The sequence below is a fragment of the Paenibacillus daejeonensis DSM 15491 genome, assembly GCF_000378385.1.
Classification (GTDB): domain Bacteria; phylum Bacillota; class Bacilli; order Paenibacillales; family Paenibacillaceae; genus Paenibacillus_D; species Paenibacillus_D daejeonensis.
The window spans coordinates 110427-129694 of the sequence record NZ_KB899660.1 but is presented as its reverse complement, the minus strand read 5'-3'; the positions used below and the strand labels follow the sequence as shown (position 1 = coordinate 129694).

Genomic DNA, 19268 nt, shown 5'->3' with positions numbered 1-19268 from the left:
ATTGCTATCATAGTGAGTGGAGCCGAAGAGGGCGGAGCGTCCCGGAGAAGCGCAGCGCTCGCCTTTGTCCCCGGATTTACCCCTATATAGGGGTTATCTATTCGATAAATCTGGGGACAACAGCGATCGGAGGGACGATCCGGCCCGCGCAGGCGGTTATCTCACTATGCGAGCAAATGCTTGCACAATTTAGTAAGGAGGTAATCCAGGTGGCCAAATTCGAATACCGGTTCCCAGAACTCGGAGAAGGCCTGCATGAAGGTGAGATCGTCAAGATCCACATCAAGCCAGGCGATACAGTTACCGATGAAGATATTATTATGGACGTCCAGAACGATAAAGCGATCGTTGAAGTTCCGTGTCCTGTAGAGGGCAAGGTGCTGGAGGTTCTTGTGAAGGACGGCCAGGTCTGCCATGTTGGCGACGTAGTAGCGATCATCGACGCAGAAGGCGACGTGCCGGATCAGACACCTGCATCCGAATCCGATTCTGCGCCAGACGAAGCGAAGAAGCCGGAAGAAACCGAGCTGCCTGACGCTGAAGGGTCCAAGACTGCCTCTGCTGACAAAGTAGACGGTTCCTCTGACAAGAGCGAATCTGACGATGCTGGTGACAAAGCACTTGTACTGGCTACGCCTAGCGTACGCAAGTATGGCCGCGAGAAGGGCGTCGAGCTCTCCAAAGTAAAAGGCACCGGCAAAAACGGTCGTATCACTCGTGAGGATATCGATCAGTTCTCCGAGGGTGGAGCAGCTGAAGAGAAAGCACCAGAAGCTGCTGCGGCAAGCAAAGGTGAGTCCAAGCCGGCTGCAGTTGCTGTTCAAGGCGACCGTCCAGAAGAGCGCGTACCGTTCAAAGGCATCCGCAAAGTCATCGCTAGCGCGATGTCCAAATCGGTCTACACGGCACCGCACGTTACCATCATGGACGAAGTCGATGTCAGCGCACTGGTTGAGCTGCGTACCAAAGGCAAACCGCTGGCTGAGAAAAAAGGCGTTAAGCTGACGTACCTGCCTTTCATCGTGAAGGCACTCGTGGCTGCGCTGCGTGAATACCCAATCATGAACTCCACGCTCGACGAAGCGAATCAGGAGATCGTGTACAAGAAGTACTACAACATTGGTATTGCTGCAGATACCGACAATGGCCTGGTTGTACCGGTTGTTCATGATGCCGATCGTAAGAGCATCTGGATGATTGCAGCCGACATTATGGATCTGGCAGTGAAAGCACGTGATGGCAAGCTGGCCCCTAATGAAATGAAGGGCGGCACCATGACGATTTCCAATATCGGTTCCGCTGGCGGTATGTTCTTCACGCCGGTCATCAACTTCCCTGAGGTTGCAATTCTGGGTACAGGCCGCATTTCCGAGAAGCCAGTCGTGAAAAACGGCGAGATCGTTGCGGCTCCGGTTATGGCGCTGTCGCTCAGCTTCGACCACCGTCTCATCGATGGTGCTACAGCTCAAAACTGCATGAACTATATCAAACGACTGCTCGCTGATCCCGAGCTGCTCGTAATGGAGGTGTAATACCATGGTAGTAGGTGATGCTTCCCTGGATATTGACACATTAGTAATCGGGGCCGGTCCTGGCGGATATACCGCTGCTATCCGTGCTTCGCAGCTTGGACAAAAAGTACTTGTGGTTGACAAAGAAAAAGTGGGCGGCGTTTGTCTGAACGTTGGCTGTATCCCGTCCAAAGCCCTGATCTCCGCTGCTCACCAGTACGAATCGATCTCTCATGCATCCGAGATCGGTATCGATGCGGGCAAGGTTAAAGTCGACTTTGGTAAAGTACAGGACTTCAAAAACGGCGTCGTGAAGAAATTGACTGGCGGCGTAGCTTCCTTGCTGAAAGCCAACAAAATCGATTATTTCAACGGTGAAGTGATGTTCATCAACGAAAACGAAGCGCGTGTATTTAATGACCAAGAGTCGCCGCGTTATCGCTTCAAGAACTGCATCATCGCAACCGGTTCGCGTCCAATCGAGCTGAAGCCGTTCCCGTTTGGCGGACGGATCATCTCCTCGACCGAAGCGTTGTCCCTGCCTGAAGTTCCGAAGAGCATGATCGTCGTTGGCGGCGGTTATATCGGCATCGAGCTGGGTCAAATGTACTCCAAGTTCGGCACCAAGGTGACTGTCATTGAAGGTCTGGATAGCATTCTGGCTGGTTTTGACGGCGAGATGTCCAAACTGGTTGAGAAGAAGCTCAAAGGCCAAGGCGTTGAGATTGTTACAGGCGCCAAAGCCAACAGCGCAGAGCAATCCGACAAGGAAGTGACGCTGAGCTACACCGTTGGTGAGGAAGAGAAACAGGTGACTGCAGACTACTTGCTGGTTACTGTAGGCCGTCGCCCGAATACAGATGGCGAGCTGGGTCTGGACCTGATCAACATCAAAATGAACGAGCGCGGCTTCATTGAAGTCGACGATCAAGGCCGCACGAACATCCCGCATATCTATGCGATCGGTGATATCGTGGCTGGACCTGCGCTTGCTCACAAATCTTCTTATGAAGCTAAGGTAGCCGCTGAGTCAATCGCTGGCCTGCCTAGCAAAATCGATTATAAATGCATTCCGCTGGTTGTATTCTCGGATCCAGAGTGTGCCAGCGTAGGCTACAGCGAGAAGGAAGCCAAGGAAAAAGGCCACAATGTGAAGATCGGCCGCTTCCCGTTCAACATCAACGGCCGTGCATTGTCGCTTAATGCTACGGATGGCTTCGTGAAAATCGTCTCCGATGCCGACAATGGTTTGGTGCTCGGTGCACAAATTGCCGGTATCGAAGCCTCCAATCTGATCGCTGAGCTGGGTCTGGCGATCGAAATGGGTGCTACCGTCGAAGATATCGCGCTGACGATCCATGCACATCCAACCCTCGGCGAGATTTCTATGGAAGCTGCTGAGGTAGCGCTTGGACATCCAATTCATACCTTCGTTAAGAAGTAATAATTGTTTCGTGTCGCTTGTGACATGAACAGGATCCCCAAGAGGTGCGGACAGGCTCATTGAGCGGTCTCTCCTGCTTGGGGATTGTTGTATACAGGGCGAAAGTTGTCGCCTGGAACAAACCATCTATGATATGATAAAAAGAGTATGAAGATAGAGAGGTGTCCGTGTGAGATCGTATCTTGATTTGCTCCACGATATATTGGAGAACGGCGAAGAGCGAGGCGACCGCACCGGCACAGGGACGATTTCCGTATTTGGCCGTCAATTGCGGTATGACTTGTCGGAAGGGTTCCCGATTGTCACGACCAAACGCGTGCATATGAAATCGATTGTTCACGAGCTGCTGTGGTTTCTGAGCGGCGATACGAATGTGCGCTATTTGCAGGAAAATGGCGTTCGGATCTGGAACGAGTGGGCGGATGAGAACGGTGATCTCGGCCCCGTCTATGGTTCGCAGTGGCGTGCCTGGGAAACGCCAGACGGCAAACGGATCGATCAGATTGCAGATGTGGTCGAGAGTATTCGGAACAACCCTAACTCGCGCCGACACCTGGTCAGTGCCTGGAATGTTTCCGAGATTGAGGGTATGAAGCTGCCTCCGTGCCACTATACCTTCCAGTTCTATGTGTCTAAGGGCAAGCTGTCGTGCATGTTTAATATGCGGTCATCTGACACGTTCCTCGGGCTGCCGTTCAATCTGGCACAGTATGCCTTATTGACCCATATGCTTGCCCAGCAATGCGATCTGGAGCCGGGAGAGCTGATCTATTCCGGTGCAGATGTTCATATCTACCAGAATCACTTGGAGCAAGTGAAGCTGCAGTTGACTCGTGAACCCATGCCGCTGCCGCGTCTGGTCATTAAGCGCAAGCCGGATTCAATATTTGATTATCGTTACGAGGATTTTGAGCTGATTGGCTATGAGCATCATCCCACAATAAAAGCAGCTGTATCTGTTTAACAGCTTAGGAGGGGGTCGACATGACTATATCTATGATTGCAGCCATGGCCCGGAACCGCACGATCGGTGTCGACAACGATTTGCCGTGGCGGATCCCGGACGATATGGCTTATTTCAAGCGCATGACGACCGGAACGACGGTGGTGATGGGGCGCAAAACGCTGGAATCGTTTGGCGGCCCGCTCAAGAATCGCCGGAATATCGTGCTCACACGCAGCGATGACTTCAGCCGCGAAGGCTGCGAGGTGGTGCATACCGTGGAAGAGGTTCTGGAGAAATATGGCGAACAGGATCTGATGATTATTGGCGGGGAGCAGATTTACCGTTTGTTTCTTCCGCATGCGGACCGGCTGCTGCTGACCGAGATTGAAGAGGATTTCGAGGGCGATACCCGTTTCCCGGAGTTTGATTCTAACGAGTGGGAGCAGGCGCTGCGCGAGAAGGGGATTCGCGATGAGAAGAATCCCTATGATTACTATTATACAACGTACGTCAGACGGCCAGCTGCCTCGCTGTGATCCGAACAATGGCAGCACAGTGCAAATGATTGTGCGGATAATCCATTCTTTTTATAAGGACAATCATGCTAGGATATTGTATTATAGTGTAAACCGGCAGGTTCGGTAAGGCCTCATGGCCCGCATTAACGGATGGAGGAAAGCGATCATGTCTACACCAACTGGATTTATGGAATATAAACGCGAGCTCGCCGTGGACCGCGACCCGCTGGAGCGGATCAAGGACTGGGAAGAGTTCCATCTTCATATGTCGGAAGAACAGCTGCGCACGCAAGGCGCACGCTGTATGGACTGCGGTACCCCATACTGTCACACTGGCATCGAGCTGGCTGGTTCGGTATCCGGCTGTCCTGTCAATAACCTGATTCCCGAGTGGAACAACCTGATCTACCGCGGCCGCTGGAAGGAAGCGCTGGACCGTCTGCACAAGACGAACAACTTCCCCGAGTTCACTGGCCGTGTATGTCCGGCGCCTTGTGAAGGCTCTTGTACGGTAGGCCTGATCGGCGATCCGGTCACCATCAAGTCCATTGAGCAAGCCATTATCGACAAAGGCTTTGAAGAAGGCTGGGTTGTTCCTAACCCGCCGCAGATGCGTACAGGCAAGCGTGTTGCTGTTGTTGGCTCAGGTCCTGCAGGACTGGCTGCTGCCGCTCAGCTGAACAAAGCAGGTCACACCGTAACGGTCTATGAGCGTGCGGACCGCATCGGTGGATTGCTGACTTACGGTATCCCGACCATGAAGCTGGACAAGGGCATCGTACAACGCCGCGTCGATATCCTGGAAGCTGAGGGCATTGAGTTTGTGACGAACACAGAGATTGGCAAAGATATCGAAGGACCACAGCTGGTCGCAGATTTCGATGCTGTCGTTCTGTGCGGCGGCGCAACCAAGCCTCGTGAAGTAGCAATTGAGGGACGTGAGCTGAACGGCGTGCATCTGGCGATGGACTACCTGAACGGCACAATTAAGAGCTATCTCGACTCCAATCTGGAGGACGGCAATTATATCTCTGCTAAAGATAAGAATGTTATTGTTATCGGTGGTGGCGATACGGGTACAGACTGCGTGGCGACGGCATTGCGCCATGGCTGCAAATCTGTCACTCAATTCGGTACGGTAGCCAAGGCTCCACTGGAGCGCGACGCCATCAACAATCCTTGGCCGCAATTCCCGCATGTCTATACACTGGATTATGCGCAGGAAGAAGCCAAAGCTCTGTACGGTGAAGACCCGCGTGCATTCTCTGTCCTGACCAAGAAATTCGTCGGCGACGAGAACGGCAACCTCAAAGAGCTGCACACGGTACAAATCGAGCGTTACATCGATGAGTCTGGCCGCAAGATCTACAAAGAAATCCCGGGCACGGAGAAAGTATGGCCTGCGGATATCGTCCTGATCGCAATCGGCTTCGAAGGTCCAGAGTCGACACTGATCGATCAGTTCGGTCTGGAGCAAGACCGTCGTACTAACATCAAAGCCGCTTACGGCAAATACACGACCAATGTGGACAAAGTATTTGCTGCTGGCGATATTCGCCGCGGGCAAAGCTTGATCGTCTGGGCGATCAATGAAGGCCGCGAAGCAGCAAGGGAAGTAGACAAATACTTGATGGGCTCTAGCGTATTGCCTTAAGCGGCGCAGCCTTCAGATCTAAAGTGAGACACGAAGCGCCTTCGGGCGCTTTATTTTTTCTTTCAGGAGGGAATCCCATGATCAAATACGGGGCAGACCGTGTGACAGAGCTGAAATTTGCTGCCTTCTACCCAAAGCTGGAGCGCCGGGATGACCAGTGGGTGGATATCGTCCTGAGCTTCGACCTCCAAGCAGAGTCTGACGAACGACCTGCGGACCTGATTGATCTGACGGCACTGATCATCTGTACGCACGGCGGACAAGTGGCTCAGATTATCCCTCAGGATGAGGGCTGCGACTGCGAGTATCAGTTCACGACAGAGGAGAAAGCACAGATTGCCGCATTTATTGAAGAACAGGACATGCAGTCCCGAATTCACCAGGTAGCTGGCTAGCTGTATCCGTTCGATGTAGGTGAAGAGAGGTGTTGGCGCTTGTGAAAAGCGAAGCATGGATCTTGACTCCTAGAGAGCTGCAGACGATAAGAACGTATGTACAGCATAAATATGCCTCGACACCCGACCGTCAACCTGAAGTGTTCGCGGATGCGATCCGGCAGGTCCTGTTACGGCAAATGCCAGAGCTCGGGTGGGCGCTGCGGCAGTCCGTGGCTGCGAACCTGATCCGAACGCGTGTGCTCGGTTCGGGGCGGACCGTACGGACAGAGGACATCTGGCGAGCCTGCCTGGACGAGCTGCCTCACCCTGAGCCTGCTGAGCTCCAGGCGCTTCTGCACTGGGCGCAGAAGCATGTACAAGGCACGCTAACCGAGGAACAGCTACGGGCGCTCATCGCTAGTGCTTCAGATCACAGTTGGGCGGCTGTAGTAAGCGCGGCAGGAGCCTCGTCAACGACTGCGGAGGCGCAACGCTCCGTGTGGGCAGGTACCGGAGCCGGATGGCTGTCTCGATGGCCCAAGCTCACCTATGGCTTACTGAGCCTGCTGGTTGTCGCAGGAGCTGCGCTCTATTCGCAGGCATGGATACCAGCCGCGCCTGCAGCGCCAGTGCTGCCTGATGTCCTCAAGCTAAGGGCGCCGCTGGTCTACAGCTACCAGCCTCCCTTGCCGGACGGTGTAGTAAATGAACTGCCGCCGGACTTGCGTTATAGCAAGGTTGACGAAACAAGTCTGCGGGATTACCTGGAGAGGCGGGGATCACTGCTGACCGATGAGCCCTATTACGGTACGCTCATGGAGACGGCCTGGCGATATGATATCCATCCGCTGCTGCTCTTCGCCATCACCGGTCAGGAGCAGGGGTTCGTCCCTCGGGATCAGCCAGATGCGGCCCGGATTGCCAACAATCCGTTCAATGTATATCATAGCTGGCAGATCTACAACACCACCATTGCCGACTCGGCCGATATCGCCGCCCGAACGGTGCTCCGGTGGGCACGTGAGCGCCCGCCGGAGATAGACGCGCTCACGTGGGTCAATCGCAAATATGCGGAAGATCCGAAATGGGCAGCCGGTGTACGCCGGTTGTTCGATACGATGCGCGGTTACGGAAAGCCATAATCATGACTGCCAGCGGGGAGAGTGGGGAATGAAGACACTGATCATAGCCGAGAAACCGGATATGGGGCGGACGATTGCTGCGGTGCTGGAGCCTAAGGCACGCAACAAGCGAACCCATCTGGAAGGCGAGAAGTATGTCATTACGTGGGCGATTGGTCATCTGGTCACGCTCGCGGAGCCGGATCGCTACGATGCCCGGTACAAGAAATGGAAAGCCGAGGATCTGCCGATCATCCCTGACAAATTCAAGCTGTGGCCGAATCCACGGACCAAAGACCAATTGAAGGTGATCGGGGAGTTGGCGAAAGACTGCAGCGAGCTTGTCAATGCTTGCGATGCCGGGCGAGAAGGACAGCTGATCTTTCATCTCATTCGTCAGCACCTGAAGCTGCGTCAGCCTGTTCATCGGCTCTGGATCTCGGATCTGACGCCCGAGACGATCCGCCGCGGCTTCGATAATCTGCGCAGCGACACCGAATATGATCCGCTCACCCGTGCAGCCAGAGCGCGTAGTGAAGCCGACTGGCTGATTGGGATGAATGCCTCGCGCGCTTTTACCATCCGTCATCGGGCGCTATTATCTGTTGGACGGGTGCAGACACCGGTGCTGGCGCTCCTCTATGATCGGCACAAAGAAATTCAGGCCTTCCAGTCGGAGACGTTCTATACCGTGCATGCAGTATTCAAGCAGGACAAGCTGAAGTACAACGGTACATGGCAAGGCGAGCGAATCACCTCCAAGGAACAGGCTGAAGCGCTCACAGCCAAGGTCGAGGGCAAGCCAGGCGAGATCCTCTCTTATGAGGTGACGGAGAGCAAGGAGTACCCGTTCCGGCTCCACGACCTGACACTGCTGCAGCGTGAAGCGAATGGACGCTATGGCTTCTCTGCGAAGAAGACGCTGGATATCGCGCAAGGACTGTATGAGAAACATAAAGTCATTACGTATCCGCGGACCAACTCCAATTATGTAACCGAAGAGAATCTGCCGGTCATGGGTAATGTGCTGAGTATGCTCGGGAAGACATCGGATTATGGCGAGCTTGCTGCCGGGGCTGACCGCAGCAGGGTGCACAAAGGCAACCGTGCGGTCTGCAACCCGTCCAAGGTCGAGGATCACCATGCCATCCTGCCCACACCGAAGAAGCCCGGCACGCTTAGCGCTGATGAGCAGAAGATCTATGATCTGATCGTACGCCGTTTTCTCTCTCATTACTATCCGCCTGCGGTCTACAGCAATCATGAGGTTATGACCAAGGTAGAAGAGGAGCTGTTCCGCACGAAGGTGAAGCAACAGCTGGAGGCAGGCTGGAAGGTGGTCCAGCAAAATCAAGAGAACGGTGATGCGAAGGGAAAGGGCCGACGCAAGAAGCCGGGCAAAGAGGATGACGATCAGGAAGAAGAGCTGGTAACCGAAGAGTTCAAGGTGGATCCGGCCAAGCCGGTCCAATGTGCAGTGGCTGAAGCTCGCGAGAAGGCTACGCAGCCGCCCAAGTCGTATACGGAGGGTACGCTGCTCAAAGCGATGGAGACGGCCGGCAAGGCGATGGAGGATGAGGAGCTCAAGGAAGCGATGAAGGATACCGGGCTGGGCACCCCCGCGACTCGTGCGGCTACCATAGAGCGACTCAAGCAGGTCGGATATATTACACTGAGCGGCAAGAAGCTGGATATTACTGTGAAAGGCTGCTCCGCCATCGAACTGATTCGTGGCGCCGGTGTCGAGCTGCTGGCTTCGCCCGAGATGACGGGCCGGTGGGAGCAGCGACTCCACCAAATCTCCAAAGGCGAAGCGTCAGATGCACAATTCATGGAGAAGGTGAAGCAATTCGCTGCCATGATTGTGTCCAAGGTGCGCACCCAGCAGCCTGCCCCGGCATCCATGTTCGAGGGTGACGAGAGCGGCAGCGGCGGCCGCGGCAAGCGGGGCCAGACCCGGACGAGAGGTGCGGCATCCAAAGGCCGGTCGGGGAGCAGGACGGCAGGCTCAGCCGCAGGCGGGAGCCCATCAAGCAGCCGGTCTGGTGCCAGCACCCGCTCGCAAACGGATACAGTGGTCAAAGCCTCTGCGGCTTCCTCAACAGCCAAGTCTTCAGGTGGGCTTACCGCACTGGCTCCCTGCCCCCGCCGGGGCTGCAAGGGTCAGCTAATCGAAGGCAAACGCGGATTCGGCTGTACCCAGTACCGTGAAGGCTGCACCTTCGTCATCTGGAAGGAACAGCAAGGCAAGAAGATCTCGCAGTCAATGGTGAAGTCGCTTGTCAGCAAGGGCGAAACCGGCAAGCTGTCGTTCAAGCAAACAAACGGGGAAAGCCGCAAGGGCAAGCTGGTGCTGACGAACCGGGAAAGCGGCTCTGTGAGCGTGCACATGGACTAGTCGCTGGCCGTGCGGCGAGTGGTCCCGCCGGCTACATGCTGGGGGACCAGCATGTAGTGTGGCGAGTCGTGCGACCAACATCATGCTGCTGGACCCGTATGCCGTGCGGCGAGTGGTGCGACTAACATCATGCTGCTGGACCCGTATGCCCGTGGGCGAGTGGTCCGATCGTCGGGTGCTACCATGCGAGTTGGGAGCTGTGCGAGGACCAATCTAACGGCCATATATGCGCCTATTTGTTGTTTTTTGCACCCCGTGTGCTTCTAACGGCCACAGGAGCACTTATTGCCAAGAAAACCAGCCAGAACAGGGACAATTCGCTACAATAAGCGCTTATATGGCCGTTACAAATTTAAATCCCCCTTTTTTCACTCAATAGCGGCTATGGTGTCCGTTAGAGCGGAGATGGGGCCAATTGGTCAAATGAGCCCAACGAGCCCAACGAGCCCAATGAGCCCAATGAGCCTAATGAGCCTAATGAGTCCAATAATCCTAATGAGCCCAATGGGTCCGATGGGTCGAGATATAGAGGTGAGAATATGACTGTGCAGATTCGGCTGCTTGATCATCATGAACCGGTTCCGATGGAGCTCTTGCTCTTGGCAGATCCTTCGGAGCGACTGGTCACGAATTATATAGACAGAGGCAGATGTTACATTGCCGAGACGCTGGGGGCAGTAATCGGCGTGTATGTTCTGCTGCCTACTCGTCCGGACACTGTGGAGCTGGTCAACGTCGCAGTGGACGAGTCGTATCAGGGCAAGGGCGTTGGCAAGCAGCTTGTCCAGCATGCGGTTCAAGAAGCCCGTAACCAAGGGTACGCCACCATCGAAGTGGGAACAGGCAACTCCGGGTTGGGTCAGTTTGCGCTCTATCAGAAATGTGGCTTCCGAATGGTCAGTATCGACCGGGATTTCTTCCTGAGACATTATGAGGAGCCAATCTATGAGAATGGCTTACAAGTCATGGACATGGTTCGGTTCTCGCAGGATCTTTGAACACTGTAAAAAAGGTCTTGCACCTCCAGTTACGTGAGGCGTTATGCTTGAGCTAGAAGACAGCAGCGCACGCTCGGCTCTGCACTTCTATTTCACATGAGGGGGCCAGAGGAATGGACAATCCAAACCGTACCTATACTGTGGGTGAATTCGCTGCCTTAAGCAAGAGTTCAGTCCGCACCTTGCATTATTATGATGACATTGGCTTGCTGCGAGCGCAGCGGGACGCGAGCAGCGGGCATCGGGTGTACCGATCACAAGACATCTTCAAGCTGCAGCAGATCATCAGCCTGAAGTTTCTGGGCTATCGTCTTGAAGAAATCGAGGAGCTGATGGCACGCTCGACAGTGGGTACATCCTTGACGGAGGGGCTGCGCCGTCAACAGGAGGCCATCGAAGCGAAGCAGCGGCAGCTGGAGCAGGTGCATACCGCCATTGGACGCACCGTCCAGCTGATAGAGCAGCAGGGTGAGCTCGATCGCGATGTTCTGTTCAGTCTGATCCACACTATGCAGTCCGAGGAGGAGCAGCGGCAGTGGCTGCAGGAGCGAACCTCGCCTGAATTGGTGGACCGGCTATTCAATCAGAGTGCAGAGGAAAAAGCGGAGGCGGATCGGGAGTTTATTGAGTTCACTCGCGAGGTTAGAAGGCTTAAGGGTAATCCTGTTGATCACCCCGAGGTCCAAGCGCTTGTGGCAGGACTTATGGATAAGACCATGGCGCGCGTAGGCGAAGAAAATATGGCGTCCGTCTCAACGCTGAGTGAGACAGACCTTGATAGTATCCAGTTTATGACGAGCAGTCCCTTCACGGCGGAAGAGGAAGCTTGGATGAACGAAGCGATGGCCTATCTCATGACTCAGCAGCTCGGTGAGGAGAACCTCAAGCCTTGAATCACACACCTTGCATCAACAAAGAGGACGAACATGCAGCACATGCTGCCCGTTCGTCCTCTTTGTTATTCCTGCTCAACTTACTCCATGGGCCGATTCACATACCCGTAGATGGTATCGGGCACTTCAATCAATTGATTCAGTGTAAAGAACGCGCCTCGGGGCTGCACTTGAATCTCAATCACATTGTAGAGCCATTCGCTTTCTGTCTTCATGTGAATGGCATGCAATCCTGCAGTTAGCGCGGGAACCACATCGGTGCGAATGGAGTTACCAATCATCCAGGTATGGTCACGATCAAATGGACCGCCGCTAATGATTTCCTCCAGCGCCTCGACGTTCTTGTGCCGGCGAACATAGATTCGCTTGTCGAAGTAACGTTGCAATTGCAGCCGTTCAATCTTGCGGTTCTGAATCAGCAGTTCGCCGCCAGTGTACAAGTGAAGCTCGTGGCCCGTAGAGGCCAACGCATCAAGCGTCTCCTGCATGTTCGGATACGGCTCCGCTTCCAGGTCATACACACTACGCCCCAGCTTCCATAGCCAGTTCTCTTCCGAAGTGTCGAGACGTCTGCCGGTCAAATCAGCGAAATGACGGTACGTTTCAAGAAAAGACTGCGGAAAATGGTCGCTCTTGAAGCCAAGGATGTCAATGCCTGCAATATCGATCTCGGTCTGCTTGTCGCGGATCGCCTCCGTCGTCACGCCGTAAGGCCCGAACCAGGAAAGCATAGATTCCACGAATTGATCAATGACCTGGTAGAAGTATTTATTGCAATGTATTAATGTATCGTCTAGATCGAATAGGATCGTTTGTTTCATATCGGGTGCTCCTTATGCCAGGTTTGTGTCTCTCCCACCAATGTACCCTAACAAGCGGCGGGCAGTCAAACCGGCATTGCAAAACTCACGCGTGCTTGAGCTTCTGGGCGACCAAGTTGTTCTTGATGAAGATAATGCGTCTGCGGACATAGAAGTCGTGACTGGATCCCTTCAGCTCGCGTGGCGTGACCATGCCGCCGTTGTCATTATCGATAATGGTTAGCGTGCCGTCCGAATAAAACTTAAACGTTAAATCCCGAAATGGTCGATGCTTCTCAATAAACCGAAAGTTCTCGCAACTGCGCATGGTGATCAGCCTCCTTCAAAATTCCAGTATAAGAACGCCTGTTCTGTTTTTATTATAGCAAACATTTGTTCGTGTGGAAAGAATTATTTGTATGGTCTAAACTAGATGAGGACAAGGATTTCGAAAGCGGTTTTACATAGGGGATAATAAGGAGAAATTATAATCAAATGACTGGCAAAGGAGCACCGGAGATGATCAAGGTAAAGCGAATGACAAAGAAAATACCAGGCGGACCCAAGGTGCTGTCGGATATCAGCTTTGAGGCGTTCAACGGCGAATTCATCGCGATTACCGGCGCAAGCGGCAGCGGCAAATCTATGCTGCTGAAATGTCTGGCCATGCGGGAACAATGGACAGGCGAATACGTGGTGGACGGCGTCGACATTATGGGCAATAAATTTACGGGAACCCAAAAGGTGCGGCGGGAGTTCGCCTATCTTGAAGAGAAGCCCTCGCTGAACCCGAACAAGACAGCTCTCAAGAACGTGTTAATCGGCTCGCGCTATCAGACGCCGCTGTGGCGGATGGTAACGGGTATGGTCCGCAATGACGATTATATGGGCGCCATGGATATGATCGAAAAGGTTGGGTTGCTGGACAAAGCCAAGCAAAAGACAGATAAGATGAGCGGCGGCGAGAAGCAGCGGGTTGCGATTGCAAGAGCGCTGGTGCACGGAGCCAAGGTGCTGCTGGCAGACGAACCGGTATCGGGACTGGACCCGCATGCTGCGGAAGAAATCCTGAAGGATCTCAAGGCCCTCTGCAAACAGCAAAGGATAATCGTCATCTGCGTACTGCATCAGGCCGATTGGGCGGAACGGTTCGCTGACCGGATCTGGGGATTAAGCGGCGGCGAGCTGGTCATCGATGTGCGGGGACGCAGACTGACACAGCGCGAAAAGCTGATGCTCTAACAAAATGGAGATCCTTTCTCTGAACAAACGGAAGGATGGAGGCATAGGATAGATCATCTAACTGTATAGGCAGGTGTCTATCGTATGGCCTTTATCCAACCCGCGGTGGTCGTCCCATCGCATGTGACGTATCCCAAGATTGAAATTTGGCTGCCCGTGGTACAGGGGGTGGCTGATCACGGTGTCCGCAATCGCATTAACGAAGCGATCCGGAAGGCTGCGAATCGGCTGGCTGCTGACCAAGGGAGTCTGGAAGACAAAAACGCGGAGATGATCGGCTGGTTTGAAGTAAAGACAAATGAGAAGGGCGTACTCAGCCTTTCCCTCTTCAATTATGCCTACACGGGCGGAGCGCATGGCATAACGCTGCAGAAATCACTAACCTTCCTCTTGCGGACCGGAGAACTATACACACTGCCACAATTATTCAAAACAGGCAGTGATTATATTGGGCCAATTTCCAAACAGGTGTCCGCCCAGATCGCCGAGAGAGAGGTGCCGGTGCTGCAGCCCTTTGAGCGAATCCGGCCGGATCAGGATTTCTACATCGCCGACCGTGCGCTGGTCATCTACTTCCAAATCTATGAATTGACGCCTTACGTGTACCAGTTCCCTTATTTTCCGATTTCGGCATACAGCCTGCAGGACATTGTGGCCGAGGAGGGTCCACTAGGGCCGATGGTCGTCAATGATTAAGCGAGACCGCCAGAGAGGGCAATCTCCTCTACTGGCGGTTTCTTTTTTTCGAAACAAGAACGATTTCGTTGGGATTTGCCGTTTCTTCTGCTTTAAAATTCTTAGAATTAAAGGAAAAATTTATAATTTTACCTTCTTTGTAGCAGGGTTTTGAGGAAAAGTGTCGAAATCTTTTTTCAAACTTACTACTTCGAGGTGTCTTTATTGCATGGTTTATATATTTGTTGCACTATTGGCGGTGCTGCTCATCTTGATGGCTCTGATGTATCGTTACAACCGGCTGCATCAAGCGGGAACATCCACAGAACCTGCGGATCATAAGAAGCCGGCTCTGGCGAATAAAGGAGATTATTCTAACGTGCCAACAGTTGGAGGCTCATGGGATGAGATGACGCCATCCGTTGTTGGCGGGTCGATCATGATTGTTGACGATCAAGCGATGATTCGTGTTTTGCTGATGGAGGTATTTGCTGCCATTGGTCTGGAGGTCTATGAGGCGGGAGACGGCGCGGAGGCGATTCATCAATTTGAACAAAAGCCTGTCGATCTGGTCCTGATGGATCTGAAAATGCCCGAGATGAATGGCATTGAAGCCCTTTTGCGGTTGCGGCGCATCAAACCCGATCTGATTGCTGTCATGATATCTGCTTACGGTGAGCCCGTTGACATCGAAAATGCAGAGCGTCTTGGCGTCACGCAGTTTTTCAACAAGCCATTTGATATTGATGAGCTCAAAAAGCATGTTTTGAACCAACTAAAAATTGCAAGGTCTCTGAATGCTGTGCGCTTGCGTTGAAGCGGGGATGTGCAGTAGGATAAAGGTAATCCATTATTTGCATAGACATCGGTTATGTTCTGCTGCAACAGTTACGGGAGGAAGTTATGGCGTCCACAACAACCATCCAGGCCCTGTCGATCCTGGTTTCCGGTATGGCAGGGACGAGCATGATCCTGCTGCGATTGCGGGCTGCACGCAAGCCTACGTCGCTCAAGAAACTAATTATTCCGCCACTGGGCATGATGACGGGATTTATCATGTTTGCTTTGCCAATGATGCACATTCCCTGGCTCTGGGGGCTCTCGGCCTTCGGAACCGGTTTACTGATGTTCTCGTTTCCTCTGATCGTGACGACTCGGCTGGCCCGGGTGAAATCGGATATTTACGTTATTCGTTCCAAGGCGTTCATCCTGATTATGGTGACGTTATTTGCACTGCGACTATCGATGCATTCCGTGGTCGAGCAGTATATGACAATTCCCCAGACAGGCGCATTGTTCTACCTGCTGGCTCTGGGCATGATCCTGCCTTGGCGGCTGGCTATGGTTGGCGAGTACCTGCGATTGAGCCAGCGGACAACGGATTGAGTCTGGTCTAGATTGCGACCCCCTTCACATACAGTAGTGGAGGGGGTGAGGTCATGATCATCATGATAGTCGGGCTGGCCCTGTTTGCGGCTGTATGCATGCTGTCCGTTGTACTAGCCGTAAGTGTCCAGCGGCGTATGCCTGCCGCTTCAACGCCAGCCCAACAGGCAGGTGCAGGATACCTTCAGTTTTTGGAGGATAAACGACAGCTGAACGCACAAGGGTACGCCCAGCAATTGAGAAGGGGGCGGAGCGGGTTCAGCTCGTTTGCGCTGTCTTTTGCAACCATGTCGGTGATCGGCGGGACCGTGCTCTATTATGGGCCAGTCTATGAGATGGCAGGCCCGTGGGCCTTTGGACTGGGCTTACCGCTGGTCGCCTTGTTTGCTGTTCTTACCAGTGCGGTCACCGCGGAGATGGCAGCGTCAGACCCTTCGTCAGGCGGGGTATATCGTTGGGCCCGCAGGGCTGGCAGCAGCAGAGGCTGGGGACGACTAGCGCTGCAACTGCGAACGGGAAGCGATCTATGTATGCTTCTCCTGCTGAATGGGGGAGCGGCAGTGCTGCTGGATGCATTGGTCGCGGGCTGGTTGGGCTATGCTAGCAATATGATGAGTGTCGTCTTATGGACCTGGTTACTGCTGGCTCTTCAGGCCGGACTCGCCATGCAGGGATTACAACTTAATCAACGGGCCATCTCGGGCAGCGCATGGCTCCAACTCCTGCTGGTAGCAGTCATTGTCGGGGGCCTGCTCTTGTTGTTCAAGCCGGGTCTGCAGCCCGCAGCGTATCTGTTCTCTGCCGGTTCGCATGGCAATGGCGAGTATGCGTGGTTGCAGTTGGTTGCCGCTCTGGTGCTGCTGCAACGTTTATTCCTCGGCTGGGAAGCGTCAGCGGCCGGAACGGAAGAAACGGTAAGACCTGCCGTCAATGTCCCGTGGAGCATGTACCTTAGCACCGTATATGGCTTTATATTCGTCTATGCCTTATGCGTCTTCGTGACGCTCTCCATCATGGATGTAGCGGTGACGACGGGCAGCAGCAACTTGTTCCTCGTCTTGACGGCGGATAGTTGGGGGAGACTGAGTTCTTTCCTGCACCCTATACTCTACATAGGAGCTATTCTGTGCTTGTGGATCAGCGGCTTAGGGACATTAACCTCTGCGAGCAGGCAATGGTTCGCTTATCATCGGGACGGACGTTCGTCCTGGAGCCGCTGGCTGCAGCACATCGATAACCGCAAGCAGACGCCAAGACGGATCATCCTGCTGCTCGCTTTGGGCACTGGGCTCATCATCCTGATGCTGGCCCTCTGGCAGCCCTGGGTCGCAGCGGGCACGAGCTCGTTAATTTACCTTAGTGCGGCGGGCTCGCTATCCTTTAATCTGTCGCTTGCCATTCCACTGGCTCTGCGCTATTGGAGCAACAGAGCTGACCGGCCGGATGATGATAAGAGGCAACGAGGATGGCATCTGGGAAGACTCAGTCGGCCCCTGCAGGCTCTGGTTCTGTTATGGCTGCTGCTCTCCGCTGCGGGTGCAATTGTGCTGCTCTCTCCACTGGCGGGCCTGCATCTGGGTATCGGACTTCTGCTATTGGGCTTGCTCTGGCCGCTCATCCGCCTGGGTGCCCGCAGAACAAGCGTCAATCCGGTTCCCGGCCGGGCGGAGCTCTTGTCTCAGGAACGAGGATACAGGCAGCTGTAGAGCTGCCTGTTTGCTTGCAAGCGGCTGCGGACTTATAATATGGCTAAAAGGACATTCAACGTCACTTCGTGATCAACATCGAAACAATCGGAGGTAGAATACATATATGGCAACACAACTGGGTTACATCCACGCCTTGCAGGTTGGCGAGCCGATTCAGATGGCCCACGGCAGCAAGGAGGTCTCGACCGGCATCGTCAAGCAGAAAGTCCAGGGGCCTCTCTTGCTGCAGGCAGACGGCCTGCCTGGAGACCGCCAAGCCGATCTGGTCAATCATGGCGGTCCGGACAAGGCGGTGTGTGTATACTTCTTGAAGCATTATCCCTATTGGCAGCAATGGTTGGACAAGCCGCTGGGCGATAGCGCTTTCGGCGAGAACGTGACGATTGACGGCGGCGACGAGACGTCGATCTGTATCGGCGATGTGCTGCGAATTGGCGGCGACTCTGGCCCGATTGTCCAAGTTAGTCAACCGCGTGTTCCGTGCTTCAAGCTGGGATTGCGACACGGGAATCCAAAACTGCCAGCCCAAGTGCTTCAGACTGGCTACTGCGGGTTATACTTGAGGGTACTCTCGAGTGGTCAGGTCGAGGCGGGACAAGCCATTACGTTTGAGGAACGTGACTCCGCACAACTAAGCATATCCGAGGCGATGCGGATCATGATGATAGACAAACAAGACCTGGCCGGTGTCGAGCGGCTGCTGGGTATTGAGGCCTTGGCCAAGGATTGGCAGGACATGGCGCACAAACGACTTCGTAAACTGAAGGGACTTGACGATTAAGGAGGATGCCCCGTGAATCGGACAGTATGGATAACAGGCGCGGCTGGAGGGATCGGCCGTTCCTTGACCGAAGCGTATCTGAATGCAGGCTATCAGGCGGTAGTAACAGACGCCAATCAAGAGGGACTGGAACGGTATGCCGACCTGATGGCCGGTCGTGTCGGAGCTGAGCGGCTGCTGGCGGTGCCGGCGGATCTGCGCGATCCCGAAGCCATTACGGCGTTTGCGAATCAGGCAGTAGAGTGGTCCCCGCGGGTGGATGTGCTGATTAATAACGCAGGCTTCGGGATTACGAAGCCGATATTCGAGCTCACCTGGCAAGAGTGGGATAGCGTGCTGAACACCAACTTGCGCGGCGCATTTCTCTGCGCCAAGGAGGCAGCCGCAATCATGCGGGATCGGGGCGAAGGGGGACGCATCGTCAACATTGCCTCGACCCGGGCCATGATGTCTGAACCTGATACGGAAGCCTATGCTGCCTCCAAAGGCGGCATGACAGCGCTGACGCATGCGCTTAGCGCTTCGCTGGCTCCGTATCGGATCATCGTCAATTGCATCAGCCCCGGCTGGATCGAGACGGGAGATCGTTCGGAGCTGCGGGAGCAAGATCATAGCCAGCATCCCTCGGGACGGGTCGGTCGCCCGGAGGACATCGCGCGCGCTTGTCTCTACCTTACGGACCCGGACAATGATTTTGTGAATGGTATGAACCTGGTGGTCGACGGCGGCATGACGCGCAAGATGATTTACGAACCCTAACATTAAACAGGACCATATAGCAGCACCAGAGCCGAGCGGCTCCATTCGATAGGAGG

At 54.2% G+C, this 19268-nt stretch carries 19 protein-coding genes; 17 read left to right on the top strand and 2 right to left on the bottom strand.

Annotated features, from left to right (window positions below):
- Window positions 1-209: 209 nt before the first annotated feature.
- From F556_RS0107405 to F556_RS0107360, 10 genes are all read left to right on the top strand, one after another.
- Window positions 210-1532: a dihydrolipoamide acetyltransferase family protein gene (locus tag F556_RS0107405; protein ID WP_020616285.1), complete on the top strand. Its 1323-nt coding sequence runs from the start codon at window positions 210-212 to the stop codon at window positions 1530-1532.
- A 4-nt stretch (window positions 1533-1536) separates the two neighbouring features.
- Complete coding sequence (gene lpdA / locus F556_RS0107400; RefSeq protein ID WP_020616284.1) at window positions 1537-2955, top strand: dihydrolipoyl dehydrogenase; 1419 nt, start codon at window positions 1537-1539, stop codon at window positions 2953-2955.
- 169 nt (window positions 2956-3124) lie between these two features.
- Complete coding sequence (locus F556_RS0107395; protein WP_020616283.1) at window positions 3125-3919, top strand: thymidylate synthase; 795 nt, start codon at window positions 3125-3127, stop codon at window positions 3917-3919.
- Between the two features lie 20 nt (window positions 3920-3939).
- Window positions 3940-4437, top strand: a complete 498-nt coding sequence (locus tag F556_RS0107390; RefSeq protein WP_020616282.1) for a dihydrofolate reductase — start codon at window positions 3940-3942, stop codon at window positions 4435-4437.
- Window positions 4438-4585: 148 nt separating this feature from the next.
- A complete protein-coding gene (locus tag F556_RS0107385) occupies window positions 4586-6073 on the top strand; it encodes a glutamate synthase subunit beta (RefSeq protein ID WP_020616281.1) in 1488 nt (495 codons plus the stop codon).
- A gap of 77 nt (window positions 6074-6150) precedes the next feature.
- Window positions 6151-6468 (top strand): hypothetical protein, encoded by a 318-nt coding sequence (locus tag F556_RS0107380; protein ID WP_020616280.1) that lies wholly within the window; start codon window positions 6151-6153, stop codon window positions 6466-6468.
- 41 nt (window positions 6469-6509) lie between these two features.
- Window positions 6510-7592, top strand: coding sequence for a glucosaminidase domain-containing protein (locus F556_RS36115; protein ID WP_169447554.1), 1083 nt, complete (start codon window positions 6510-6512; stop codon window positions 7590-7592).
- A gap of 28 nt (window positions 7593-7620) precedes the next feature.
- Entirely contained in the window at window positions 7621-9969 is a 2349-nt protein-coding gene (locus F556_RS0107370) for a type IA DNA topoisomerase (RefSeq protein WP_020616278.1), read from the top strand.
- Window positions 9970-10508: 539 nt separating this feature from the next.
- Window positions 10509-10967 (top strand): GNAT family N-acetyltransferase, encoded by a 459-nt coding sequence (locus tag F556_RS0107365; RefSeq protein WP_020616277.1) that lies wholly within the window; start codon window positions 10509-10511, stop codon window positions 10965-10967.
- Window positions 10968-11080: 113 nt separating this feature from the next.
- Window positions 11081-11860: a MerR family transcriptional regulator gene (locus tag F556_RS0107360; RefSeq protein ID WP_020616276.1), complete on the top strand. Its 780-nt coding sequence runs from the start codon at window positions 11081-11083 to the stop codon at window positions 11858-11860.
- 80 nt (window positions 11861-11940) lie between these two features.
- Here the strand turns inward: F556_RS0107360 and F556_RS0107355 are convergent, their stop codons facing one another.
- Both F556_RS0107355 and F556_RS0107350 read right to left on the bottom strand, forming a co-directional pair.
- Complete coding sequence (locus F556_RS0107355; protein ID WP_020616275.1) at window positions 11941-12681, bottom strand: HAD family hydrolase; 741 nt, start codon at window positions 12679-12681, stop codon at window positions 11941-11943.
- A gap of 85 nt (window positions 12682-12766) precedes the next feature.
- Window positions 12767-12988, bottom strand: a complete 222-nt coding sequence (locus tag F556_RS0107350; RefSeq protein WP_020616274.1) for a hypothetical protein — start codon at window positions 12986-12988, stop codon at window positions 12767-12769.
- Window positions 12989-13179: 191 nt separating this feature from the next.
- Between F556_RS0107350 and F556_RS0107345 the strand changes: the two genes are divergently transcribed.
- From F556_RS0107345 to F556_RS0107310, 7 genes are all read left to right on the top strand, one after another.
- Window positions 13180-13902 carry a phosphonate ABC transporter ATP-binding protein gene (locus tag F556_RS0107345; RefSeq protein ID WP_026297158.1) on the top strand — a complete coding sequence of 241 codons (723 nt, stop codon included), beginning with the start codon at window positions 13180-13182 and terminating at the stop codon, window positions 13900-13902.
- Window positions 13903-13986: 84 nt separating this feature from the next.
- Window positions 13987-14598, top strand: coding sequence for a DUF3298 and DUF4163 domain-containing protein (locus tag F556_RS0107340; protein WP_020616272.1), 612 nt, complete (start codon window positions 13987-13989; stop codon window positions 14596-14598).
- A 208-nt stretch (window positions 14599-14806) separates the two neighbouring features.
- Window positions 14807-15394: a response regulator gene (locus F556_RS0107330; RefSeq protein WP_020616270.1), complete on the top strand. Its 588-nt coding sequence runs from the start codon at window positions 14807-14809 to the stop codon at window positions 15392-15394.
- An 86-nt stretch (window positions 15395-15480) separates the two neighbouring features.
- Window positions 15481-15963: a cytochrome c biogenesis protein CcdC gene (locus F556_RS0107325; protein WP_020616269.1), complete on the top strand. Its 483-nt coding sequence runs from the start codon at window positions 15481-15483 to the stop codon at window positions 15961-15963.
- Between the two features lie 53 nt (window positions 15964-16016).
- On the top strand, window positions 16017-17669 hold the full coding sequence (locus tag F556_RS0107320) for an APC family permease (RefSeq protein WP_020616268.1): 1653 nt from the start codon (window positions 16017-16019) through the stop codon (window positions 17667-17669).
- Window positions 17670-17775: 106 nt separating this feature from the next.
- On the top strand, window positions 17776-18453 hold the full coding sequence (locus F556_RS0107315) for an MOSC domain-containing protein (RefSeq protein ID WP_020616267.1): 678 nt from the start codon (window positions 17776-17778) through the stop codon (window positions 18451-18453).
- Window positions 18454-18465: 12 nt separating this feature from the next.
- The gene (locus F556_RS0107310; RefSeq protein ID WP_020616266.1) at window positions 18466-19212 is read left to right on the top strand and encodes an SDR family NAD(P)-dependent oxidoreductase; all 747 of its coding nucleotides are present in this window, start codon (window positions 18466-18468) and stop codon (window positions 19210-19212) included.
- Window positions 19213-19268: the final 56 nt, after the last annotated feature.

Coding starts and splice junctions, on each gene's coding strand:
- F556_RS0107365 (WP_020616277.1), top strand. CDS start 10,509: ATGACTGTGCAGATTCGGCTGCTTGATCATCATGAACCGGTTCCGATG.
- lpdA (WP_020616284.1), top strand. CDS start 1,537: ATGGTAGTAGGTGATGCTTCCCTGGATATTGACACATTAGTAATCGGG.
- F556_RS0107320 (WP_020616268.1), top strand. CDS start 16,017: ATGATCATCATGATAGTCGGGCTGGCCCTGTTTGCGGCTGTATGCATG.
- F556_RS0107330 (WP_020616270.1), top strand. CDS start 14,807: ATGGTTTATATATTTGTTGCACTATTGGCGGTGCTGCTCATCTTGATG.
- F556_RS0107350 (WP_020616274.1), bottom strand. CDS start 12,988: ATGCGCAGTTGCGAGAACTTTCGGTTTATTGAGAAGCATCGACCATTT.
- F556_RS0107380 (WP_020616280.1), top strand. CDS start 6,151: ATGATCAAATACGGGGCAGACCGTGTGACAGAGCTGAAATTTGCTGCC.
- F556_RS0107315 (WP_020616267.1), top strand. CDS start 17,776: ATGGCAACACAACTGGGTTACATCCACGCCTTGCAGGTTGGCGAGCCG.
- F556_RS0107390 (WP_020616282.1), top strand. CDS start 3,940: ATGACTATATCTATGATTGCAGCCATGGCCCGGAACCGCACGATCGGT.
- F556_RS0107385 (WP_020616281.1), top strand. CDS start 4,586: ATGTCTACACCAACTGGATTTATGGAATATAAACGCGAGCTCGCCGTG.
- F556_RS0107345 (WP_026297158.1), top strand. CDS start 13,180: ATGATCAAGGTAAAGCGAATGACAAAGAAAATACCAGGCGGACCCAAG.
- F556_RS0107340 (WP_020616272.1), top strand. CDS start 13,987: ATGGCCTTTATCCAACCCGCGGTGGTCGTCCCATCGCATGTGACGTAT.
- F556_RS0107355 (WP_020616275.1), bottom strand. CDS start 12,681: ATGAAACAAACGATCCTATTCGATCTAGACGATACATTAATACATTGC.
- F556_RS0107360 (WP_020616276.1), top strand. CDS start 11,081: ATGGACAATCCAAACCGTACCTATACTGTGGGTGAATTCGCTGCCTTA.
- F556_RS0107325 (WP_020616269.1), top strand. CDS start 15,481: ATGGCGTCCACAACAACCATCCAGGCCCTGTCGATCCTGGTTTCCGGT.
- F556_RS0107370 (WP_020616278.1), top strand. CDS start 7,621: ATGAAGACACTGATCATAGCCGAGAAACCGGATATGGGGCGGACGATT.